The sequence below is a fragment of the Streptomyces bobili genome, assembly GCF_002154575.1.
Lineage (GTDB): Bacteria > Actinomycetota > Actinomycetes > Streptomycetales > Streptomycetaceae > Streptomyces > Streptomyces bobili.
In genome coordinates, this window is record NZ_MUBA01000001.1 from 1 (window position 1) to 19181 (window position 19181).

General features: G+C 71.0%; 13 protein-coding genes. 5 read left to right on the plus strand and 8 right to left on the minus strand.

Translation table 11 applies throughout. The features are described from left to right. Positions 1-301: 301 nt before the first annotated feature. Positions 302-1777 (minus strand): non-reducing end alpha-L-arabinofuranosidase family hydrolase, encoded by a 1476-nt coding sequence (locus BZL64_RS00005; protein ID WP_086764333.1) that lies wholly within the window; start codon positions 1775-1777, stop codon positions 302-304. A 1003-nt stretch (positions 1778-2780) separates the two neighbouring features. Between BZL64_RS00005 and BZL64_RS00010 the strand changes: the two genes are divergently transcribed. The 3 genes from BZL64_RS00010 to BZL64_RS00020 all read left to right on the plus strand — a co-directional run bounded on the left by BZL64_RS00010 (position 2781) and on the right by BZL64_RS00020 (position 6639). Continuing rightward, complete coding sequence (locus BZL64_RS00010; protein WP_086764335.1) at positions 2781-4211, plus strand: endo-1,4-beta-xylanase; 1431 nt, start codon at positions 2781-2783, stop codon at positions 4209-4211. 36 nt (positions 4212-4247) lie between these two features. Further along, a complete protein-coding gene (locus BZL64_RS00015; protein WP_425276005.1) occupies positions 4248-5618 on the plus strand; it encodes an RICIN domain-containing protein in 1371 nt (456 codons plus the stop codon). 145 nt (positions 5619-5763) lie between these two features. Continuing rightward, a complete protein-coding gene (locus BZL64_RS00020; protein WP_086764341.1) occupies positions 5764-6639 on the plus strand; it encodes a DUF3592 domain-containing protein in 876 nt (291 codons plus the stop codon). Here BZL64_RS00020 and BZL64_RS40735 read toward each other — a convergent pair. Genes BZL64_RS40735 through BZL64_RS00035 form a run of 4 tightly spaced genes read right to left on the minus strand, consistent with a single transcriptional unit; the run spans position 6632 to position 12125 of the window. Further along, positions 6632-7882 (minus strand): CHAT domain-containing protein, encoded by a 1251-nt coding sequence (locus BZL64_RS40735; protein WP_244205109.1) that lies wholly within the window; start codon positions 7880-7882, stop codon positions 6632-6634. The two genes, BZL64_RS00020 and BZL64_RS40735, sit on opposite strands and share 8 nt — an antisense overlap. A 17-nt stretch (positions 7883-7899) precedes the next feature. Then, positions 7900-9552 (minus strand): tetratricopeptide repeat protein, encoded by a 1653-nt coding sequence (locus BZL64_RS40740; RefSeq protein WP_167396061.1) that lies wholly within the window; start codon positions 9550-9552, stop codon positions 7900-7902. Between the two features lie 3 nt (positions 9553-9555). Next, a complete protein-coding gene (locus BZL64_RS00030; RefSeq protein ID WP_244205110.1) occupies positions 9556-10764 on the minus strand; it encodes a tetratricopeptide repeat protein in 1209 nt (402 codons plus the stop codon). Continuing rightward, positions 10764-12125 carry a hypothetical protein gene (locus BZL64_RS00035; RefSeq protein ID WP_086764344.1) on the minus strand — a complete coding sequence of 454 codons (1362 nt, stop codon included), beginning with the start codon at positions 12123-12125 and terminating at the stop codon, positions 10764-10766. The genes BZL64_RS00030 and BZL64_RS00035 overlap by 1 nt, the downstream gene beginning before the upstream one ends. Positions 12126-12238: 113 nt before the next feature. Between BZL64_RS00035 and BZL64_RS00040 the strand changes: the two genes are divergently transcribed. Then, positions 12239-12670, plus strand: a complete 432-nt coding sequence (locus tag BZL64_RS00040) for a hypothetical protein (RefSeq protein ID WP_086764348.1) — start codon at positions 12239-12241, stop codon at positions 12668-12670. A 170-nt stretch (positions 12671-12840) separates the two neighbouring features. Here the strand turns inward: BZL64_RS00040 and BZL64_RS00045 are convergent, their stop codons facing one another. Further along, a complete protein-coding gene (locus BZL64_RS00045) occupies positions 12841-16233 on the minus strand; it encodes a hypothetical protein (RefSeq protein WP_086764500.1) in 3393 nt (1130 codons plus the stop codon). 459 nt (positions 16234-16692) lie between these two features. Continuing rightward, on the minus strand, positions 16693-17076 hold the full coding sequence (locus tag BZL64_RS42105; protein ID WP_107430172.1) for a hypothetical protein: 384 nt from the start codon (positions 17074-17076) through the stop codon (positions 16693-16695). A gap of 10 nt (positions 17077-17086) precedes the next feature. On the opposite strand from BZL64_RS42105, the gene BZL64_RS40745 reads away from it, so the two are divergent. Next, entirely contained in the window at positions 17087-17323 is a 237-nt protein-coding gene (locus BZL64_RS40745) for a site-specific integrase (protein WP_244205111.1), read from the plus strand. A 196-nt stretch (positions 17324-17519) separates the two neighbouring features. Here BZL64_RS40745 and exaC read toward each other — a convergent pair whose 3' ends face one another. Then, positions 17520-19043: an acetaldehyde dehydrogenase ExaC gene (gene exaC, locus BZL64_RS00060; RefSeq protein WP_086764351.1), complete on the minus strand. Its 1524-nt coding sequence runs from the start codon at positions 19041-19043 to the stop codon at positions 17520-17522. Between the last annotated feature and the right edge of the window lie 138 nt (positions 19044-19181).

The window sequence follows — 19181 nt, forward strand, 5'->3', positions numbered from 1 at the left end:
TCGGAGGCGGTGACCTCTCCGCCCATCTCGAGACGCAGCCGATCGCGAGACTGGAGGAGCTGATGGACAAGATGCGGAGCCTGCACGGAGCGGCCGGCGCCGGCATCGACGGCGAGACGCGGCCTTCGCTGACGGAGCGGGACACCCAGCGGGACGCCCCCTAGGGCGGTGGGTGGTGGGCGGCGGGAAGTGGCGGAGCGCCGACGTTGTCGCGCGACCGGGCGGGCTCACCTTTCGGCGAGCCCGCCCCACCGGCTCCACCGCGGAGCCGGACCCGTGTCACGTCGTCGGCGCCGCGTCGTCAGCGCCGCGCTGTCAGCAGACCTGGCCGATAGGGCCACTGGCCGTAATCGCCGCCGGAGTTGGGGTCGCGCCCCTGGTAGAGGAACTGCAGGTTGCAGGGATCGACGGTGAAGGTCTGATCGGCGCCGGCGCGGATCAGTTCGCCATGGCTGATGTCGTTGGTCCAGGTGGCACCGCTGTTGGCCTTGCCCGCGAAGGGGTTGCTCTCGGTCGCGGCCTGGGGTGTCCAGGAGCCGTTCAGACTGGTGGCCGTGAACGAGCGGAAGTAGCGGCCCTGTGAGCCCCTCGCCTCGACGATCATGAGGTAGCGGTCCTGGCCCTGGAGCTTGTAGACCTGCGGGGCTTCGAACAGGTTGTCCGCCGTATCGCTCATGATCGTTGTGTAGGTCGAGCCGAAACTGCTCGGGAAGTTCCCGATCGGCATGCTGGCCCGGTAGATCTTGCCGTTGTCACCGGCGAAGAACAGGTACATGTTCTGGCCGTCGGCGATGAGCGTCTGGTCGATGGGGCCGGTGCCGGAGCCGGTGATGCTTCCGGAGAAGAGCACCTGCTGTGCGGACCAGCCATTGGGGTTGGAGGGGTCGCTCGACGTCCGGTAGGAGAAGGCGCTCCCACCTCCCCACTGGTAGGCCATCACCCAGATGTTCTTCGGCGCGAAGTAGAAGAGCGTGGGCGCCACGACGGAGTTCGACATCGTGTTCTGGCCGGCCGAGGCCATCTCCGACCAGTTGCTGAACAGGCCGAAGTTCATCGAGCCCCAGCCCGATCCCGCTCCCGAGCCGTGCGTCGTCGCATAGACGAGATGCTTGCCGTTGTACGGGACGACGGTGAAGTCCTTGAGCGACGCCCACCCGGCCTTGGGCTGCGCCAGCGCGCCCGTCGAGGTCCAGCGGTAGGACGACGGAAGAGCGCAGGTGCCGGGGGTGTCGCCGCCGGCCTTGACGAGCTGCCACTGCTGGTTGGTGCCGTCCCAGTCGTCGTACTGGACGATGTTCGCGTTGTCGGCGGTGGAGGCGCCTTGCACCTCCAGGGCCTTGCCGCTGTGGCGCGAGATGAGCCTTACGTAGCCGTCCGCGCTGTCGGCCAGCCGCCACTGCTGGTTGGTGGCGTTCAGGTCGGTCCACTGGACGATGGCGCCGCCGTTCGCGGTGGACCAGTTGTGGACGTCCAGCACCTTGCCCGACAGGCGGGACTTGATGCGGTAGTAGCCGCCCCCGGAATCGACGAACTGCCACTGCTGCTGGCTCTGGTTGTTCCTGGTCCACTGGGCGATGCGGGCGCCGTCGCTGGTCGCCATGTTGTAGAGGTCCAGGGCCTTGCCGCTGTTGCGGTTGACCAGCACGTACGAGGCGTTGGGGTCCACGGTCGCCGCCTCGGCCGGCTGGGCGCCGAGGAAAGCGGCCACAAGCAGCAGGGGCGCAAGGACGGCGAGTATCCGTCTTGGACGGACGAGAGACAGGGGCCGAAACCGCATCAGAGGGCCTCCTTCGGAGGGTGGGGGGGTGAGGTGACCCCGATGAACCGCGGAGCGGATGTACCGGGGGACAGGGAAAATCTCGAATGTTTCGAAGAATTCCCGGATGCTTTGACGCCACAAGCTAGGAATGCGGAGCCCTCCGGTCAAGGCCTGTCACCGATCTGTCCACAAACAGCGCTTCGGCGACCCGGACACCGAGTCGATGGTCGTCGCGAGCGGCACCGCCTCCGGCACTGTGGGCCTGACAAGCCGTCGAGCCGACCGGGACCGCTCTGGAGCGCGCGGATACTGCTCGCCATTCCCCGGTGTCCGGGCTGAGGAGAGAAGCCGAGTGGCCGGCGTCCGCACACTCGGGTCGACCCCCTCCCGGTGTCGACGCGACGGCATTCGGCGACGGCGGGAGCGGAGGTTTGCCGTCCGGCCCGTCGGATGCCAGAAACTTTCGAGTAGAAAACCGAAAGTTTTCCTGCGGGGAGTATTGACGATGCATCGTCAACACCTCAATCATCCCTGTCTGAGAAACCGGCCCCAGTTCGAAATGTCGAACCATGAGTCCTGGGTCATCAGAGCCGCACGACAGATCCACGCAGAGCCGCACGGCAGATCCACGTAGAGCCGCACGACGGATCCGCACGACAGATCCGCGCACCACGGCACCTGCGCCACCCGTTTCCGGTGAGGTCCGCACCCGTGCATCCTGACTCTTCGCGTCGTCGGAGAGGCATGCGATGCCACGTGGCGGTCCCCCGGTCGAGCCGCCATGGAGCACCCCCATGCCTGTCCCGAAACACAGCAGCCGCCCGCCGCCCGCCGTACCGCATCCGACGGCCGACCGGGTGCCGTCCGTGCCCGTCGAGCCCGTCCCGGTCCCGTGACCGCGAGGTCGGGTGACTCCGTGCTGCCCGGTTCCGGGCGGCCCCGTCCGTCCGCCGAGTGGGAGCGGACGACGCATTCCCCCGCGCTTCGGTCCTTCCCTGACGTCTACCTTGGAGGCACAGCCATGGGCTCGTATGCCCTTCCCAGACCCGTTGTCCGCCGGAAGATCCGCGGCCTGGTACTGGCGCTGGTCGTCGGCGTCCTCGGTGCGGGCGGCGCACTTGTCGCGCCGCCGACCGCACAGGCCGCCGAGAGCACGCTCGGCGCCGCGGCGGCGCAGAGCGGCCGGTACTTCGGCACCGCCATCGCCTCGGGCAGGCTGGGCGACTCGGCGTACACGGCGATCGCGGGCCGTGAGTTCAACTCGGTGACGGCCGAGAACGAGATGAAGATCGACGCCACCGAACCGCAGCGTGGCCAGTTCAACTTCACCGCCGGTGACCGCGTCTACAACTGGGCGGTGCAGAACGGCAAGCAGGTGCGCGGCCACACCCTGGCGTGGCACTCCCAGCAGCCCGGCTGGATGCAGAGCCTCAGCGGCAGCACGCTGCGCCAGGCGATGATCGGCCACATCAACGGCGTGATGGCCCACTACAAGGGCAAGATCGCCCAGTGGGACGTCGTGAACGAGGCCTTCGAGGACGGCAACTCGGGAGCCCGGCGTAACTCCAACCTGCAGCAGACCGGCAACGACTGGATCGAGGTCGCCTTCCGCACGGCGCGCGCCGCGGACCCGGCCGCCAAGCTCTGCTACAACGACTACAACGTCGAGAACTGGACCTGGGCCAAAACCCAGGCCATGTACGCCATGGTCCGAGACTTCAAGCAGCGCGGGGTGCCGATCGACTGCGTCGGCTTCCAGTCGCACTTCAACAGCGGCAGCCCCTACAACAGCAACTTCCGCACCACCCTGCAGAACTTCGCCGCCCTCGGCGTCGACGTGGCCGTCACCGAACTCGACATCCAGGGCGCCTCGGCCACGACCTACGCCAACGTGACCAACGACTGCCTGGCCGTCCCGCGCTGCCTCGGCATCACCGTCTGGGGCGTACGCGACACCGACTCCTGGCGACCGGGGGACACGCCGCTGCTGTTCAACGGCGACGGCAGCAAGAAATCCGCCTACACCGCGGTCCTCAACGCGCTCAACGGCGGTACCACCACGCCGCCTTCGGGTTCCGGACAGATCAAGGGCGTCGGTTCGGGCCGCTGCCTGGACGTGCCCGGCAGCAGCACCACGGACGGCACCCAGCTCAACCTGTGGGACTGCCGCAGCGCCACCAACCAGCAGTGGACGTCCACCGCCGCCGGCGAACTCAGGGTCTACGGCAACAAGTGCCTGGACGCCGCCGGCACCGGCAACGGCGCCAAGGTCCAGATCTACAGCTGCTGGGGCGCCGACAACCAGAAATGGCGCCTCAACTCCGACGGATCCATCGTCGGCGTCCAGTCCGGCCTCTGCCTCGACGCCGTCGGGGCCGGCACCGCCAACGGCACCTTGATCCAGCTCTACACCTGCTCCAACGGCAGCAACCAGCGCTGGACCCGCACCTGATGGCACCTGCCATGAACGAAGGAAAGGGGTGAATCGATGAACACCTACGGTGCGGCTTCCCCCGCCCCTCCACGACAACACCGCTGGTGGTCCCGAGTCGCCGCAGTGGTGGCGACGACCCTTGCGATCGGCATGCTCGCCGCGGTGAATCCGTCGCCCGCCGAGGCGGCGACGGTGGACACCAGTGCCTGGTACGTCCTGGTCAATCGCAACAGCGGCAAGGCGCTGGACGTCTCCGGCGCGTCCACCGCCGACGGCGCGCGGGTCAGCCAGCGGACGCGCGACGACGCAGCCAGCCAGCAGTGGCGGTTCGTGGACTCCGGCGGCGGCTTCTACCGCCTCAAGGCCCGGCATTCGGACAAGGTTCTCGACGTGGCCGGCGCCTCGACCGCGGACGGTGCCGCCATCCAGCAGTGGGCCGACCACAGCGGGGCCAACCAGCAGTTCCGCCTGGCCGACTCCGACGGGGGCCACGTCCGGCTGATCAACCGCACCAGCAGCAAGGCGGTGGAGGTACAGGGCGCCTCCACCGCCGACGGCGGCAACGTCGTCCAGTACACCGACTGGGGCGGCGCCAACCAGCAATGGCAGCTGGTCAGACTGTCGGCAGGTGGCGGCGGCGGATGCGGCAGCGCCCCGACCCTGGCGAGCGGTACGTACACGATGCAGAGCGGAGGCAAGAGCCGCAGCTTCATCCTCAGGGTTCCCGCCAACTACGACAACAGCCACCGCTACCGGCTGATCTTCGCGTTCCACTGGCGGGGCGGCACCGCCGGCGAGGTCGCCTCGGGCGGCACGAGCGGGAACGCCTGGTCCTACTACGGCCAACAGGAACAGTCGAACAACGGCGCGATCCTCGTCGCCCCCCAGGGCCTCGGCAACGGCTGGGCCAATGCGGGCGGTGAGGACATCACCTTCATCGACGACATGATCCGGCGAATCGAGGGCGGTCTCTGCGTCAACCCGGCGCAGCGCTTCGCCACGGGATTCAGCTGGGGCGGCGGTATGAGCTACGCCCTCGCCTGCAGCCGGGCGAACGTCTTCAGGGCCGTCGCCGTCATCTCCGGCGCCCAGATCAGCGGGTGCGAGGGAGGCACCCAGCCCATCGCCTACTTCGGAATCCACGGCGTCAGCGACTCCGTCCTCAACATCGCGCAAGGACGGTCCCTGCGCGACAGGTTCGTCAGCAACAACGGCTGCACCGCGCAGAACCCGCGCGAGCCCGCGCCGGGCAGCCGAACGCACATCACCGTCACCTACGCGGGCTGCCGTGCCGGATACCCGGTCCAGTGGGCCGCCTTCGACGGAGGCCACCTACCCGGTCCGGTCGACGGCTCCTCCGGCGAGAGCGGCGTCACCACCTGGACCAAGGCAGAGATCTGGAGGTTCTTCGCACAGTTCCAGTGACACACCCGCACACCCGCACCAAGGAGTGGAGCCAGGATCACCCTGGCTCCACTCCGCCGACTTCAGGCTGGAGAAGAACCCAAGTCTGGCCGGCCCGACCCGAACCTGGGATCGGTAGGAGTCCCGGCAGCGAGAGCCTCGCCGCATGGACCTGCAGAAGATGCTCGGGCTGTGGTGGACGGTGCCCGCGGGGCTGGCGTTGGTGGGTTATGCGTGCTCGCTGGCCGGTCTGACCCGGCCGCAGCGGGCGGTGTGGGTGACGGCTCGGGTCGTGGAGGTGCATCCGCCGGGACACGGTGAGTCGGGGGAGCACGGGATACCGGTGACGATCGAGTACCAGGACCCGGGCACCGGGCGGGAGTTCAGGCTGCGGCACGAGAACAGGCGCGGCGACCGGGTGCAAGTGGCCTGGGTGGGGCAGGAGTTCCCGGTCCGGTTTCCGCGGCGACGGCCGGAGCGGTTCCACCTCATGCTGGACAGCGAGGGGCGGACCTCCGGGACCGGCGGGCCGAACTGCATGGTGATCCTGCTGGTGTTGGGACTGGTCGTCCAGTCGTTCTTCGTGTGGGGCTGGCAGTGGGGGCTGATCTGCGTCGGTGGCCTGCTGCTCCTCGTCGTCGCGTTGAGCCGGGACGGCGAGCACGCCCGCGCCCGCGCCGCCCAACTGGCCGAGGGCGTCACCGTCCAGGGCCGCGTGGTCGCCGTCACCAGGGACGTCTACACCGACGGCGAGGGCAGCGAGAGCGTCAGCCACGCCTCCGTCGTCGCCTTCACCACCCACGAGGGCGTCGAGGTCACCGCGCTGTGCGCGCAGGGCATCCGGAACATCGCCGGATCCCTCGGCCGTGACATCCCCCTCCGTTACGCGCCCGCCGACCCGTACCTCCTCACCGCCGACCCCGACCACGAACACCGTGAGCGCACGTCGAACAACAGGTTCGTCACCACCCTGCTGGTCACCGGGATCGCCGCGATCGGGGTGGGCGGCTACTGCCTCCACCACCCCTGGCCCCTCACCTGACGATGCAGGTCAGGGCCGCCCAGAGGAGGGGCGAGTGCTCGATCCGGCCGTCGGCGCGCCACCGGTCGAGCTGCTGGCGCTGCCAGGCGCCGAGACGGCGGACCGGGTCGTGGTCCTCGTGAGCCGCGTCCACGGCGACCACGGCCTCCGTGAGTGGCCGTACGGACTGAGGCAGACCGGCCAGGCGATGGAAGGCGAAGCTGGTGGGGAGCGCCCAGCGGGTGGCGGTGACCAGCTGGGCGCCGTTGTGGATCATCGCCGTCGCCAGGCCGAAGGACTCGGCGAAGCGGAGATCGCCACCGCTCTCGCAGGCGATCAGCGCGACGCGCGGCGGCGCGGGCCAGAGGTGAGCGCCCGGCACGCCATCCGCGCGCAGCGGGAGCGTGCCCAGAAGAAGGTCCTTGGCGGACAACGGGCGGTGGGTACGAACCGGTTCGGTCATCCCCGTGGTCTCCGGGCCGCAGCACAGGTGGAGGGTGACGTCCTCGCTCTGCCCGCCCTCGACGGGGGCGCCGCTGACGTGACCGACGTACATCAGGCGACGGGCCCCCTTGCGCAGCGCCTCGCCCAGCCAGTCACGGTCGAGGTCGGTGCGGCGGAAGGCCTCGGCGGGGGTGGCGACGGACGGTACGACGGTGCCCGCGTCGAGCCTTCGCTGTACGAGGGACAGCAGTGCCGGGTCCGAGCCGGGCTGCCCCAGGACCGATCCGAGCGGGGAGTCGGCGCGGAAGCCGGGGACGCGGGGGTCCAGGACGAGAACCACGGCGTCCGGGTCCGGGTCCGGGTCCTGACCGGTCGGGGTGGTGCCTGCCTGTCGTAGCGATGCCGGTGCCGTGGTGGCGATGTCCACGAGGTCGATCAGCCGTACGTCGCTGTCGTCACCGTCCACGGCGAGCAGCTCCCACGGGACCTGGGCGACCCGGGGCGACGGCTGGAGGCGCATCAGCGGACGGCCCAGGTGGGCGGACACCTGGCGGATCTGGTCGGTCAGGCCCGGCGGCCACAGCACCTCGGCCAGCATGCGGGAGAGCCGGCGCTCCTTCTCGTACGTGGCCAGTGCGCCGGACTCGAACGCGCGCCGCATGCCTTCCGTGCCGCCGCCCGGCAGTTCGGCGGCCAGCGCGCGGACGGCCTCGTCCACGTCCGGCCCCGGGGCGTACCCGGTGCCGAAGCCCTGGGCGCCACGGGCCCACGTCCAGGTCATGTGCAGGTCACCGGCGTCGGCGAGGCGGACCTGGACCACCGGACGGTTCGGGTCGGTCAGATCGTCGGCGGACAGAACGGCACCTCTTCCTCGCTCACGATCCGCCGGTGATAGCGGAACTCGGCTGCCTGGACGTACTCCTGGAGCGCGGTACGGCCGCCCGTCTCCGCCGACATCACGATCTTCGGTGGCGGTGCGACCCGCAGGCCGACGGAGGCGGCGGCCTCGGCCGCGATGCCGCCCAGCGTCAGGGGAGCGTCGTCATCGGGGGCGTACGTCTTCATGGCGGCGTCCGGGAAGACCGCCGCCGCCTTGTCGGCGGTGGACGTACGGCTCAGCGTCAGGGAGGCGCCCGCGCACCGGTGTTCCACCAGCTCGAAGATCAGCCCCTGGTCGTTGCTGCGGAGGGCCAGACGGAAGACCAACTGCATGGCCTCGTCGGCCAGTCGGAGCCACTGGCTGCGGGCGTGGGCGGTGGCGAAGTCGTAGCGGGCCGCTTCCAGCGTCAGGGCGGCGGGCAGGGCGAGGGAGAGCGCGTTGGCCAGCGAGGTGCGTTCGTGGCCGCCGTGGTCGGTCCGGTTCAGGTTGTCCTCAAGGGTTCGCGCCAGCATCAGGTCCACCTGGGCGCACCGCTCGTACACCCCGCGTTCCTGGTACACGTCCCGCGCGCCCTGGGCGAGCCGCTTCATCTCGTCGGTGTCGCCCCGCTCGTACGCGTGCCGGGCGCCCATCAGCATGGTGTCGGCTGCGGCGATCGCGGCACCGACCTGCTGGAAGCGGGCCAGGCTGGACGCCGTCAGAGCGGCAGCACCGGCCGCGTCCCCGCGGTGTGCGGCGATGGCGGCACGGGCTTGTTCACAGACCGCCAAGTCCTCTGCCTGACCCTGCCGTTCGAAGATCTCGGCGGCCTCCGCGTACAGCTGCTCCGCGCGGTCGAGGTTGCCGGCCTGCAGCGCCGCGTACGCCCGGTGGGAGAGCACCTGTTGGCGCCCCGCGTGGTGGCCCAGGCTCAGATAGGCCTCCTCCGCGCGGGCGAAGTAGTCCTCCGCCTGTTCGAACCGCACGGTAGAGGCGCAGACGACCCCCAGACAGTCCAGCAGATACGGCTCGGCCGGCGGCGCGTCGGTCAGCAGCGCGCAGGCCAGTTCCTCGGCCGCGCCCCACGCGCTGCGGTCCATCAGCAGATGCACCCGGCCCAGGCCGATCTCGGCGGTGCGCAGACCCTCGCGGTCGTCGAACTCCGACGACAGGGCCGTCGCCTCGTCCATCGCCTCCTGCGCCTCGTCCAACTGCCCGGTCCTGCGCAGCAGTTCGACCCTGGCCAGCAGTGTCTTCAACAGGACCTCCTGCCACAGCCGGCGGCCGTTCGGTCCCATCGGCACGGACGCGATGCCCCGCACCAGATCGAGGGACCGCCCGACGGACAGGGCGGCCCCGGGCAGATCCGTGGCCGCGAGCTGAACCGTCCCGATGTCGGACAACAGGTGCCCGCGCAGAAGTCGTACGTCGGGAGAGTCCTCCAACGACTCGGCCACGTCGAGCAGTTCGCCGTAGACGGCCAACGCCGCTGGGAGGTCCGGGGTGAGTTGATGGCGTTCGGCGAGCGCGAAGCCGCTGTCGAAGGGCTCGCCGTAGCTGAGCCCCGCCGCCTGTCCTTCCTGTTCCGCTGCGACCTCCGGGGCTCCTGGGTCTTCCGAGTCTTCCGGCATGGGCTAGAAGTCCTCCTCCACGGCTGTGGCAGCCGCGATCTCGGCGAGGAACGGGTCCGGGTGTGCGGCCTCGCTGCCGTGCGGCGTCGCCGCGACGCCGAGCCGGTGCCGGGCCAGGGCTCGTACCGCCTCACGTGCCGCACCGTCATCGGCACCCGGTCCCGGGTCGAAACCCGGCAGCAGGATGCCCACGTCGATGCCCGGTGTGGCCGAGGCCGGGATGTCCAGGTCGGCCCGGCCGGTCCATACGTCGTCCCGCCTGGCCAGCGGAACGCGGTTCGGTGGGCTGCCGTCCACGCGGACCTCCGCCGCGAGGTGCACCCCGCCCGTGGGTGCCGCGATGTCGGCGACGACCTCGACCTCGATCCGCCGCCCGGCGCCGAGCGCGTACGCCGTCCAGGACACGGCGTCCTCGGCCGCGTCGACGAAACCGGGAGGATAGCGGCACCAGTCGTTGGTCCCCGAACCCCGGGCGATCACGCGGCCGGTCGCGGTGCGGAGATTGCCTGCCGCGAGGGCGAACTCCTGCCGCCGTACGAAGAGTTCGGTGAGGTCGAGCGGTGTGGTGGTCGGCCTGTGGTCCTGTTCCAGGGCCGATCGGAGGCGCCGTAGCGCGTCCCCGTACAGCCCGGCGTTGTCGGCCGCGTCGTCGATCAGCCGTAGGACACGGTCCAGTTGGCGAGGCGGGGCCGCGGACTGCCGCCAGCGGATCAGCGGGTCGAGCGCGGCCAGGTGCTCCTCCAACAGTTCGGCACCCTCCACCTCCCCTGACTCGTCGAGGAGTTGCTGGCACTCGTGGGTCAGTGCGGCCAACTCAAGCGCCAGCACGTCCGGTTCGAGGGCGGGAATGCCGTCCAGATACGACGTCGGCCACCAGCGGGCCGCCCAGTGCCCGAGGGCGAGGCGGGCGGCAGCCTCGGCGAGAGCGGTCGGCTGCTCGGGCAGCGTCAGCTCGTCGGCCGGCGTTCCCGACGCGACGGCGTCGACAGCGGCGGCCGTACGCTCGCCGTAGACGGCCCACAGCCACTGCTGGGCCTGCCCCACGTCGTGGATCTCCGCTGCCGGCAGACCTGTCGGGCCGAGGACGGGCCAGGTCAGGACGGCGCCCGCGACGTCGAGAACGGCCCGGGTGAACGTGGGACCGGCGGAGGGTCCCGCGATGCGTAGGGTGCGGTCCTCGGCCCACGTGATGAAACAGCGACGTTCAGGCATCACGCGCTCCTCGCCTCGGCCGCGGGCTCGGCTGCCGCCGACAGGGTGCGCAGTGCCGTACGGACGCGTGCGCGGTGGTCCATCATCACCGAGCGGGCGACACCGTCGAGCACGCCCCAGGCCGATGCCGCGTCGGGCAGTGCCGCGTCGCGGACGTCGCGCCCGTGCAGCCGTACCCAAAGGCGGCGCATGTACGCGGCCCAAGGGGTGCGCAGGTCCTGGGCGAGGGCGTTCAGCACACCGCCGTCCGGGTCGGGGCGTGGGGAGACGGTCATCCTGCGGGCTCGCAGGACCGAGGCCTCCCGCTGCCAGCGGCCGTTGACGACGCGGTGTGCCGCCGTCGACCCCGCCACAGAGGTCCCGGCGCCCAGCGGATCGAGGCCCACCGCGAGTCGGCCACCGAGTACGACGGTGACGCGGAGACTCTCGTCGTACAGGCCCAGCGGGGCGCAGCTGCGGCCGACCTCCCGCCGGACGAGCTCCGGCACGGTCGGCAGTCGTTCGCGGTGGGTCGACGCCTGGAGCACGGTGAAGAGCCGTTCGAAGAGCGTGCGGTCGAACGGCGCGGGGAGTGTGGCGGTCGAGGCGCTCCGGCCGACCTCGGGGCGCGGGGGCACGCGGTGCGCGGTCAGTCCGAGGTGCGGGGGTACGTCGGCACGGTCCCAGACGTCGGCCGGGTGTGCCGCCCACAGGGCTCGCCCGAGCAGGCTGCCGTGCCCGGCCCGGACCATGGCGTCGAAGGCCGGCGCATCAGCCCTCGCCGCGCCGCAGGCCTCGAGGACCTCGGCCGCCAGGCCCGTATCTGCGGCGGCCGGCACCGCTTCGCGTCCGTCCCACGCCGCTGCCAGCTCGGCGTCGAGCCGGGCGCGCCGGGCGGCGTCCGCCAGATGCTCCCTCAGCGCCTCCACCGTCCGTCCGCCGGAAGCGTCCACGACGTGTTCGAGCACCGCCCTCGCCACCGTGTCCGCGCCGGACCCCGGCGCCCCGTGCTCGGTCGCCAGCTCGAAGCACCGCTGGAAATACAGGTCCTGGGGGTTGCCCGCCACGATCCCCAGGGCCCGGCGGGTCTTCTTCAGCAGCGTGAACCACCGTGCCGTCGCTTCCAGAACCGCGGCGGACTCCCGTATCAGCGCGTCGAGTTGCTCCGCCTCCCGCGCGTCGAGGAAGTCGGCGGCGAGCTCCGGACGCAGCGCGGGCCGGACGATCAGCGGCAGCAGGATCAGCTTGACCGTCCGGGTCAGCGGCGCGCCACCGGGCCCGCTCAGCGCCTGAGGACCCGGCCCGAGGCCGCGCCAAGCCGTGTCGATGACCATGGCGCGCGGACGGCGCTCGCCGGTCGACGGCCGGCTCGGGATCGGCATGGGCAGAGCGTACGTCTTGGGGGAACTGGTGGGCGAACCTGGGATCGGTAGGCGCTGCCCGCCTCCTAACGTCCACACCACCAGGCGGAACGGACCGGAAGGGCAGGCACAGCATGGGATTCTTCGGCAAGGGCAAGAGCCGCGAGGAGAAGGCCGCCAAGATCGCGGAGCAGGTGGCCGGCGGCAAGGGTTTCTACGGCCGTATGACGCGCGCGACGCTCGGCGGTGAGGACTACGCCAAGCTCCAGCAGTCGATCGGCGCGTACAACTCCGGTGCCACTGTGCAGCAGTTGCTCGCCATGGGCGTACCGACGACCACCGCCGTCGTCGTGGCGATCAGCGACACCGGCCGACTGGTCAACTTCGACCCCGTCGTCGACCTGGTCCTCCAGCTGACCGGGGCCGGGGCCACCGCCGACCCGATCACGCTTCAGACCATCGTTTCGAAACTGCGCATCCCCCGCCCCGGTGATCAGGTCCTCCTGATCGCGGACCCCGCCAACCCCGGCGGTTACCTCTACGCGGGCGACGGAGCGACGCCGTGACCCGTCCGCGTCGGTTCAGGGCAGCCGGTACATGACAGTTCGACAGACGCGGGCGCAGCGCGCGGTCAGTCAGTGGGCGCGGCAGGGCTGAGCCGACGGGACTCGACCGTCTGGAGCAGGGGCGATCAGGGCCTGGCTGCCACCGCCCGGCGCCGGCGCGCGGGCCCCGGTCACCACTGGATCGTCCCTGGGACCGACCGCGGCGCCTCCCGTGCCGTGACCGTCTCGCGTGCCGACGCGCGGACGTCGGGGTGTGCGTGCCGGCGCAGGGTGCGGAGCCGGCCGCGCCACGGCTCCGTCCACCGAGAGCGGCTGCCGCCGGCGACGGTGAGCCTGATGGCGAACAGGCCCTGGGCCAGGCCCGGTTCCGCACCCAGTGTGCGGGCGGTCTCCCACCACGCGCCCGGCGCGGGGCCGCTGATCGCGCTGAGCCGCGCGCTGAGCCCTTCGGCGATGTCCCGGGCGAGCAGCGGACGTCCTTCGCAGTCGGCGGCCAATCGGCCCAGGCCCGACGACAGCGCGGTGGCGTCCTTGTCCAGTTCGAGGGCGTACAGCCGGAGTTCGGTGACGGAGCGCGCGAAATCCTCGTGCCCGGCGGCGGTGTCGGCGGCGCGCAGCAGCACGTCCGCCGTCGGCCGGCCCCCGCCCCGGTAGCGATGGTGGAGCAGGAGGTGTTGCAGCAGGCTCGCGGCCCGCTGCCGGGCCGGCTGGTCGCGTTCGGGCTCGGCGTCGGGCTGGTCCGGGTCTCCTGTGGCTTCCAGCATCGCCCGCAGGGCCCGAAGGTACGGGCCGTCGTCGTCCGCCGCGATCTCCACCAGCTCCTGCCCGGCCATCGCCCACACCGCCCGATCGGCAAGGTCCGTGGTGGCGGCCACCAGCATCTCGGCGATCTCCGGCTGCCACGGCGCCCATTCCGCCAGTGCTGGGAACAGCGCCGCAGCCGTTTCCGGTTCGAGCGGCTCGCAGGCGCGACGCAGCAGCCCTGCGTACCTGGCCCGGTGCTCCTCGTCCACCTCGGTCACGGCCGCCCGTGCCAGCTCCCGGCGGAGCTCCGTGCGTCCCTGCGCGGCCGACTCCAGCATGGGCCAGATGGCCGGCTCCGCCAGCATCCCCTGGGCGAACGCGACGCACACCGACTGCACGTCGTGGTGCTGCCCGGGCAGCTCGAACGCCTCCCGCAGCGACGGCGCCGCCTGCGCGGGGGGCAGCATCGTCGCCGCGAGGCGCACCGCCTCCTTGCGGCTGGTGACCTTCACCGTCCGCGGGTCCTTCGGCGTGAGCAGCCTGCGGAGCTCCGTGGCGAGCCGCGACGGCGCGACGTACTGCGCGACCCGCGTTGCCGCGTAGACCGCGACCCGGGCGCGGTCGCCGCCCGCGTGCTCCAGCAGCAGCGGCAGCACCTCGTCGGGGCGGTCGGTCCACGGCAGTGCGCCGAGGGCCGCCTCCGCCAGCGGCACGTTCGACGATCCCGTGTAGCGGCGGACGACTTCCAGGCCCGCCTCCGGGATCACTGCCGCCGCCGAGAGGGCCTGGACGCGCACATGCACCAGCTGCCCCGCGTCGCCCGCCGTGCGCGCGAGCAGCTCCGCCGCCGCCCGCTGCTGGCGCGGCACCCAGCGGTGGGCCCGGTAGGTGGGTGGCGTCCAATGGCTGCGGGCGGTCAGGAAGCGACCGTACGGTGGGGTGTCCGCCAGCACCGGATCGAGGAGGTCCGTACGCCGCCCCGTCAGGACTCTCAGAACGGACGGCAGGACGGCGGCGGACGGCTCCAGCCGCACGATCCGCTCCACCCGCTCGTCGCGCCCCTTCGGCTGCTCCAGCCAGAGGTCGACGGCGGTGCGGACGGACGCGTCGTTTCCGAACCGGACGGCCTGCCACAGGTACTCCTGGAGTTCGGCCATCCCCCACGCACGCCGCCCGAGTGACCGTACGAGTGCGAAGACGAGCGAGTAGTCGGCCTTGTCGGTGGCGGCCTCCAGCCACGGCCGTAGCGCCGCCAGCACCTCGTACTCCTGGCCGCGCCGCAGCACGGTGTCGAGGCGGCCGACGTTCGCGCCGCCGGTGTGGCCGGACAGCTGGGTGAGGGTGTCGAGGGCCCAGCCGATGAGCCGCGTACCGCCCGTGACGGCGTGCTCGCGCAGCACGGACAGGGCGAGCGTGCTGAGCGCGTGACGGGTGCTCCAGGAGGAGTCGTGGGCTTCGACGGCGTCGATGGCGATTCGTCCGAGGTCCTCGGCGGCGTCCTCCGCGAACAGCGAAGGGCGCACCTCCGCCAGTGCGGAGAGGGCGGCACTGCGGACCGGGTCCTGTTCATTGCGCAGCCGCAGCAGCGCACGCAGCAACCGGCTCACTTCCTGTGGGTCGCGGGAGCGTGCTGCGTTGCGGACGAGCAGTGGGTACGCCGTGGCGCGGTCGTCCGCGTCGGAGCGGCGGACGGCGGTGAGAAGGTCGTCACGGACCTCGTCCGGCGGCAGATAGGCGGCTGCCGTCAGTATCCGCGTCCAGTGCGCGCCCCTGCCGCGGGCCAGCGTCGCCATCCGCCGAGCCTCGGCAGTGCGCCGCTCGTACGGCAGTACGTCAAGCAGGGCGGGGCTGAGGTCCGCGTGGGCGAGATCCTTGCCCTCCATCGCCGCGTCGAACAGGGTGCCGCGGCGGGAGGGCGGCAGGCAGGCCAGCAGCCGGGCGAGAGCGGCTGCGTTGTCGTTCCAGGCGCAGGCGAGGTCGGTGAGTTCCGCCGGGGCGTGGCGGACGAGGCGGCGCAGCACGGCGGGTTCGAGGTGGCCGCTGTTCAGCCGGGACCGCAGCTTCGGGCGTAGCAGCAGCCGCACCGTGCGGCCGGGATCCGCCTCGACCAGGAGGTGCAGCTTGCGGTGCACGGGCATCGGCAGCGTCTCGTGACGCTCGAGCACAGCCAGCACGCCGAGCGGATCCGGTTCGGCGAGGAGCGCGAGCGCGTCCGCATGGGACGCCAGCCAGCCGTCCCGTACGACGGCGGGGAGGGTGTCGAGCTGCCGCTCCATCTCGGAGAGCAGCAGAGCGGGATGGCGGGCGGCGAGCAGCCGGTAGGAGCTCAGTCCGCGGAACAGTCGGGGCAGCAGCCGGGCGGCGGTCTCCGCCGTGCAGGCGGAGAGCAGTTCCGCGGCGGCCTCGGCGCCCCATCGCCGGTACGTCGGCTCGACGAGCGCCTCGGCGAGGGTCGTACGCCCCGCCACGGCGATGGCGTGCACGAGCTGCTGCCGCACGGCGGCGGGCGCGTCCTCGATGACCTCGATCACGGCGGCGTCCGTGAGCCGCCCCTGCCGCAGCGCCCTGATCGCGGGGGCGCGGACGAGGCGATCGGGATCCGCGAGGCAGCCCTCCAGATACGCGTCGTGGCGCACCATGTCCGCCAGGGTGGCGGCGAGCCGCCGCCCGTGGACGCCGTGGGCGGCGAGCCCGGTCACAAGCTCGTCGACCGCCCCCTCTGCCGCGGCGCGCCGGGCAGCGGAGGCCAGCTCACGCATGCGGTGGGGGTAGGAGAGCCGGTCGACGGCTGCGAGCAGGTGTTCGGTGCGCTGGGACATGAGGGCGATTCTGTCTGGCGGGCGGGGGTGGCGCCTGCGGATTTCGGCGGGGCGTGGTCGTCGTGCGGCAGGCTGTGTGGCTGTCTGTGCGGGCTCTGTGGCGGTCCATGCAGGCTCGGTCAGCAACTCCGCCGGCCGGTCGGTGAATTCGGTCAGCCAGTACTGTTGCGGTCCGCCGCGGGCGATCCGGAGCCCATGCCGGCGGCTCCAGAATGCGACCTGCACGGCATGGAACTGCAATCGGCTGCCCGCTCGCTCGGCGCCGAACCGGCGCGTGATGCCGACTGTGCGCGGCTCGGTAAGGCCTACGGCGTCCAGCCCAAGAGGGCGGGCCGTAGCCTGCTTCTGCGTGAGCCCATGGGCCACCTCGAACGCCACGTCCTGCATCATGAGGCTGCAGCGCGCGGCGAGAAACGGAGCGCCCACGGGGGAGTGCCGCCCCCGCCGCGCTGTGCGGGGTCAGTCCCGTCGAGCGTTCCTCGGGACGCCGACAGCAGGCAGCGCAGTGCTGTCGATTTTCGGCCACGTTGCGGTGTGAGCTTCCCTCGATGTGCGTGAGGTGCCGATCAGCTGGCCAGGGCGGGTTGACGGGGGTTCAGGTTTGTTCGTTCGGTCGTTGCCTGGAAGGCGAGTTGTCAGCTTCACGGATGTGTACTGACAGCCGTGATCGGCATGGTGAACGAGTTGTCCGGGCTCGACCTCTCGGCCGGCCAGGGCGTACTCCAGTTTGGTGAGGACCAGGTCGGCGTCCGTGCGGGCGGAGGTCTCCCGGGCCACCGCTCTCCGGTAGAACGCGTCCCGGATCGCCGAGAGCCACAAGGGTCCCGCACCGGTCGAGATCATCGTGAGGTCAGTGACCCACAGCCGGTTTCGGGGCGGGTGCGGTGAACTCGCCTCCAAGCTGGCAAAGCGGCCCTACGATCTCCGGCACGCCGGGATCTCGTTCTGGCTGTACTCCGGTGTGGACCCCGCCGAGTGCGCCCGTCGCGCGGGCCAGAGCATCGAGGTCCTCTTCCGCCACTACGCCAAATTCCAGGACGGCGTCCGAGAACAGGCCAACCGCCTCATCGAGCAGTCCATGCAGAAGTGAGACCGCGTCAGCCAGGGCGCGGAGTCTGAAGGGTGAGTCGGGGTTTGGTCCGTGACTGGTCCGGAAGCACTGGCCAGGAGCGGGACAGCGGTGGGAGGAACTGGGAGTTGTGGCGTAAGCCGGTCCTTGCTCCGAACGGTCGGGAGGAAGGCGCCTGACGGGCAAAACCCCAGGTCAGGCGCCTTCTTTCGGGCCGCTAGAAGAAGCCCAGTTTCTTCGGCGAGTACGACACGAGGAGGTTCTTCGTCTGCTGGTAGTGCTCCAGCATCATCTTGTGCGTCTCGCGGCCGATGCCCGACTGCTTGTAGCCGCCGAACGCCGCGTGGGCCGGGTAGGCGTGGTAGCAGTTCGTCCAGACACGGCCGGCCTGGATGGCCCGTCCCGCCCGGTACGCCGTGTTGATGTCCCGCGTCCACACCCCTGCGCCGAGGCCGTACGACGTGTCGTTGGCGATCTTCACGGCGTCGTCGAAGTCGTCGAAGGAGGCCACCGAGACGACCGGACCGAAGATCTCCTCCTGGAAGATCCGCATGCGGTTGTCGCCCTCGAAGATGGTCGGCTGTACGTAGTAGCCGCCCTTCAACTCGCCGTCATAGTCGGCTCGTTCGCCGCCGGTGAGGATCTTGGCGCCCTCCTGCCGGCCGATGTCGATGTAGGAGAGGATCTTCGTGAGCTGGTCGCCGGAGGCCTGGGCGCCGATCATCGTGTCGGTGTCGAGGGGGTGTCCGGGCTTGATCAGCTCGGTGCGGGCGACGGCGGCGGCCATGAACTCCGAGTAGTTGCCGCGCTGGATCAGTCCGCGCGACGGGCAGGTGCACACCTCGCCCTGGTTCAGCGCGAACATGGTGAAGCCTTCCAGGGCCTTGTCGCGCAGGTCGTCGTCCTTCTCCCAGACATCGTCGAAGAAGATGTTCGGCGACTTGCCGCCCAGCTCCAGCGTGACCGGCTTCAGGTTCTCCGCGGCGTACTGCATGATCAGCCGCCCGGTCGCCGTCTCACCGGTGAACGCGATCTTCGCCACCCGCGGGCTGGACGCCAGCGGCTTGCCCGCCTCCTCGCCGAAGCCGTTGACGATGTTCACCACACCCGGCGGCAAGAGGTCGGCGACCAGGCTCATCCAGTAGTGCAGCGAGACCGGCGTCTGCTCGGCGGGCTTGATGACGACCGCGTTGCCCGCGGCGAGGGCGGGCGCGAGCTTCCACGTCGCCATCAGGATGGGGAAGTTCCACGGGATGATCTGCGCGACCACCCCGAGCGGCTCGTGGAAGTGGTACGCCACCGTGTCCTCGTCGATCTCACTGAGCGCCCCCTCCTGCCCGCGGACCGCCCCCGCGAAGTAGCGGAAGTGGTCGATGGCCAGCGGGATGTCCGCGGCCAGCGTCTCGCGGACCGGCTTGCCGTTCTCCCAGCTCTCCGCGACCGCCAGCGGCTCCAGGTACGCCTCCATACGGTCCGCGATCTTCAGCAGGATGTCGGAGCGCTCGGTCGCCGACGTCCTGCCCCAGCCCGGCGCGGCCGCGTGCGCCGCGTCGAGCGCCCGCTCCACGTCCTCCGCCGTGCCGCGCGCCACCTCGGTGAACGGCAGTCCGTTCACCGGAGAGGGGTTCTCGAAGTACTGGCCACGGGCCGGAGCAACGTACTCGCCGCCGATGAAGTGGTCGTAGCGCGCCTGGTAGGAGACGATCGAGCCTTCGGTTCCGGGGGCCGCGTAACGGGTCATGGTGGACTGCCTCCCTGAGCAGCGCTGCCCGCCGTTGGGCAGCTCTGTGCGCGAGGCTAGGGAAGCCGACGTTGCATCCACGTTGCGGAGCGCGGATGGGGAGTGCCCTGCGGTGCGCGGTGTGACCCCTGACGTGGG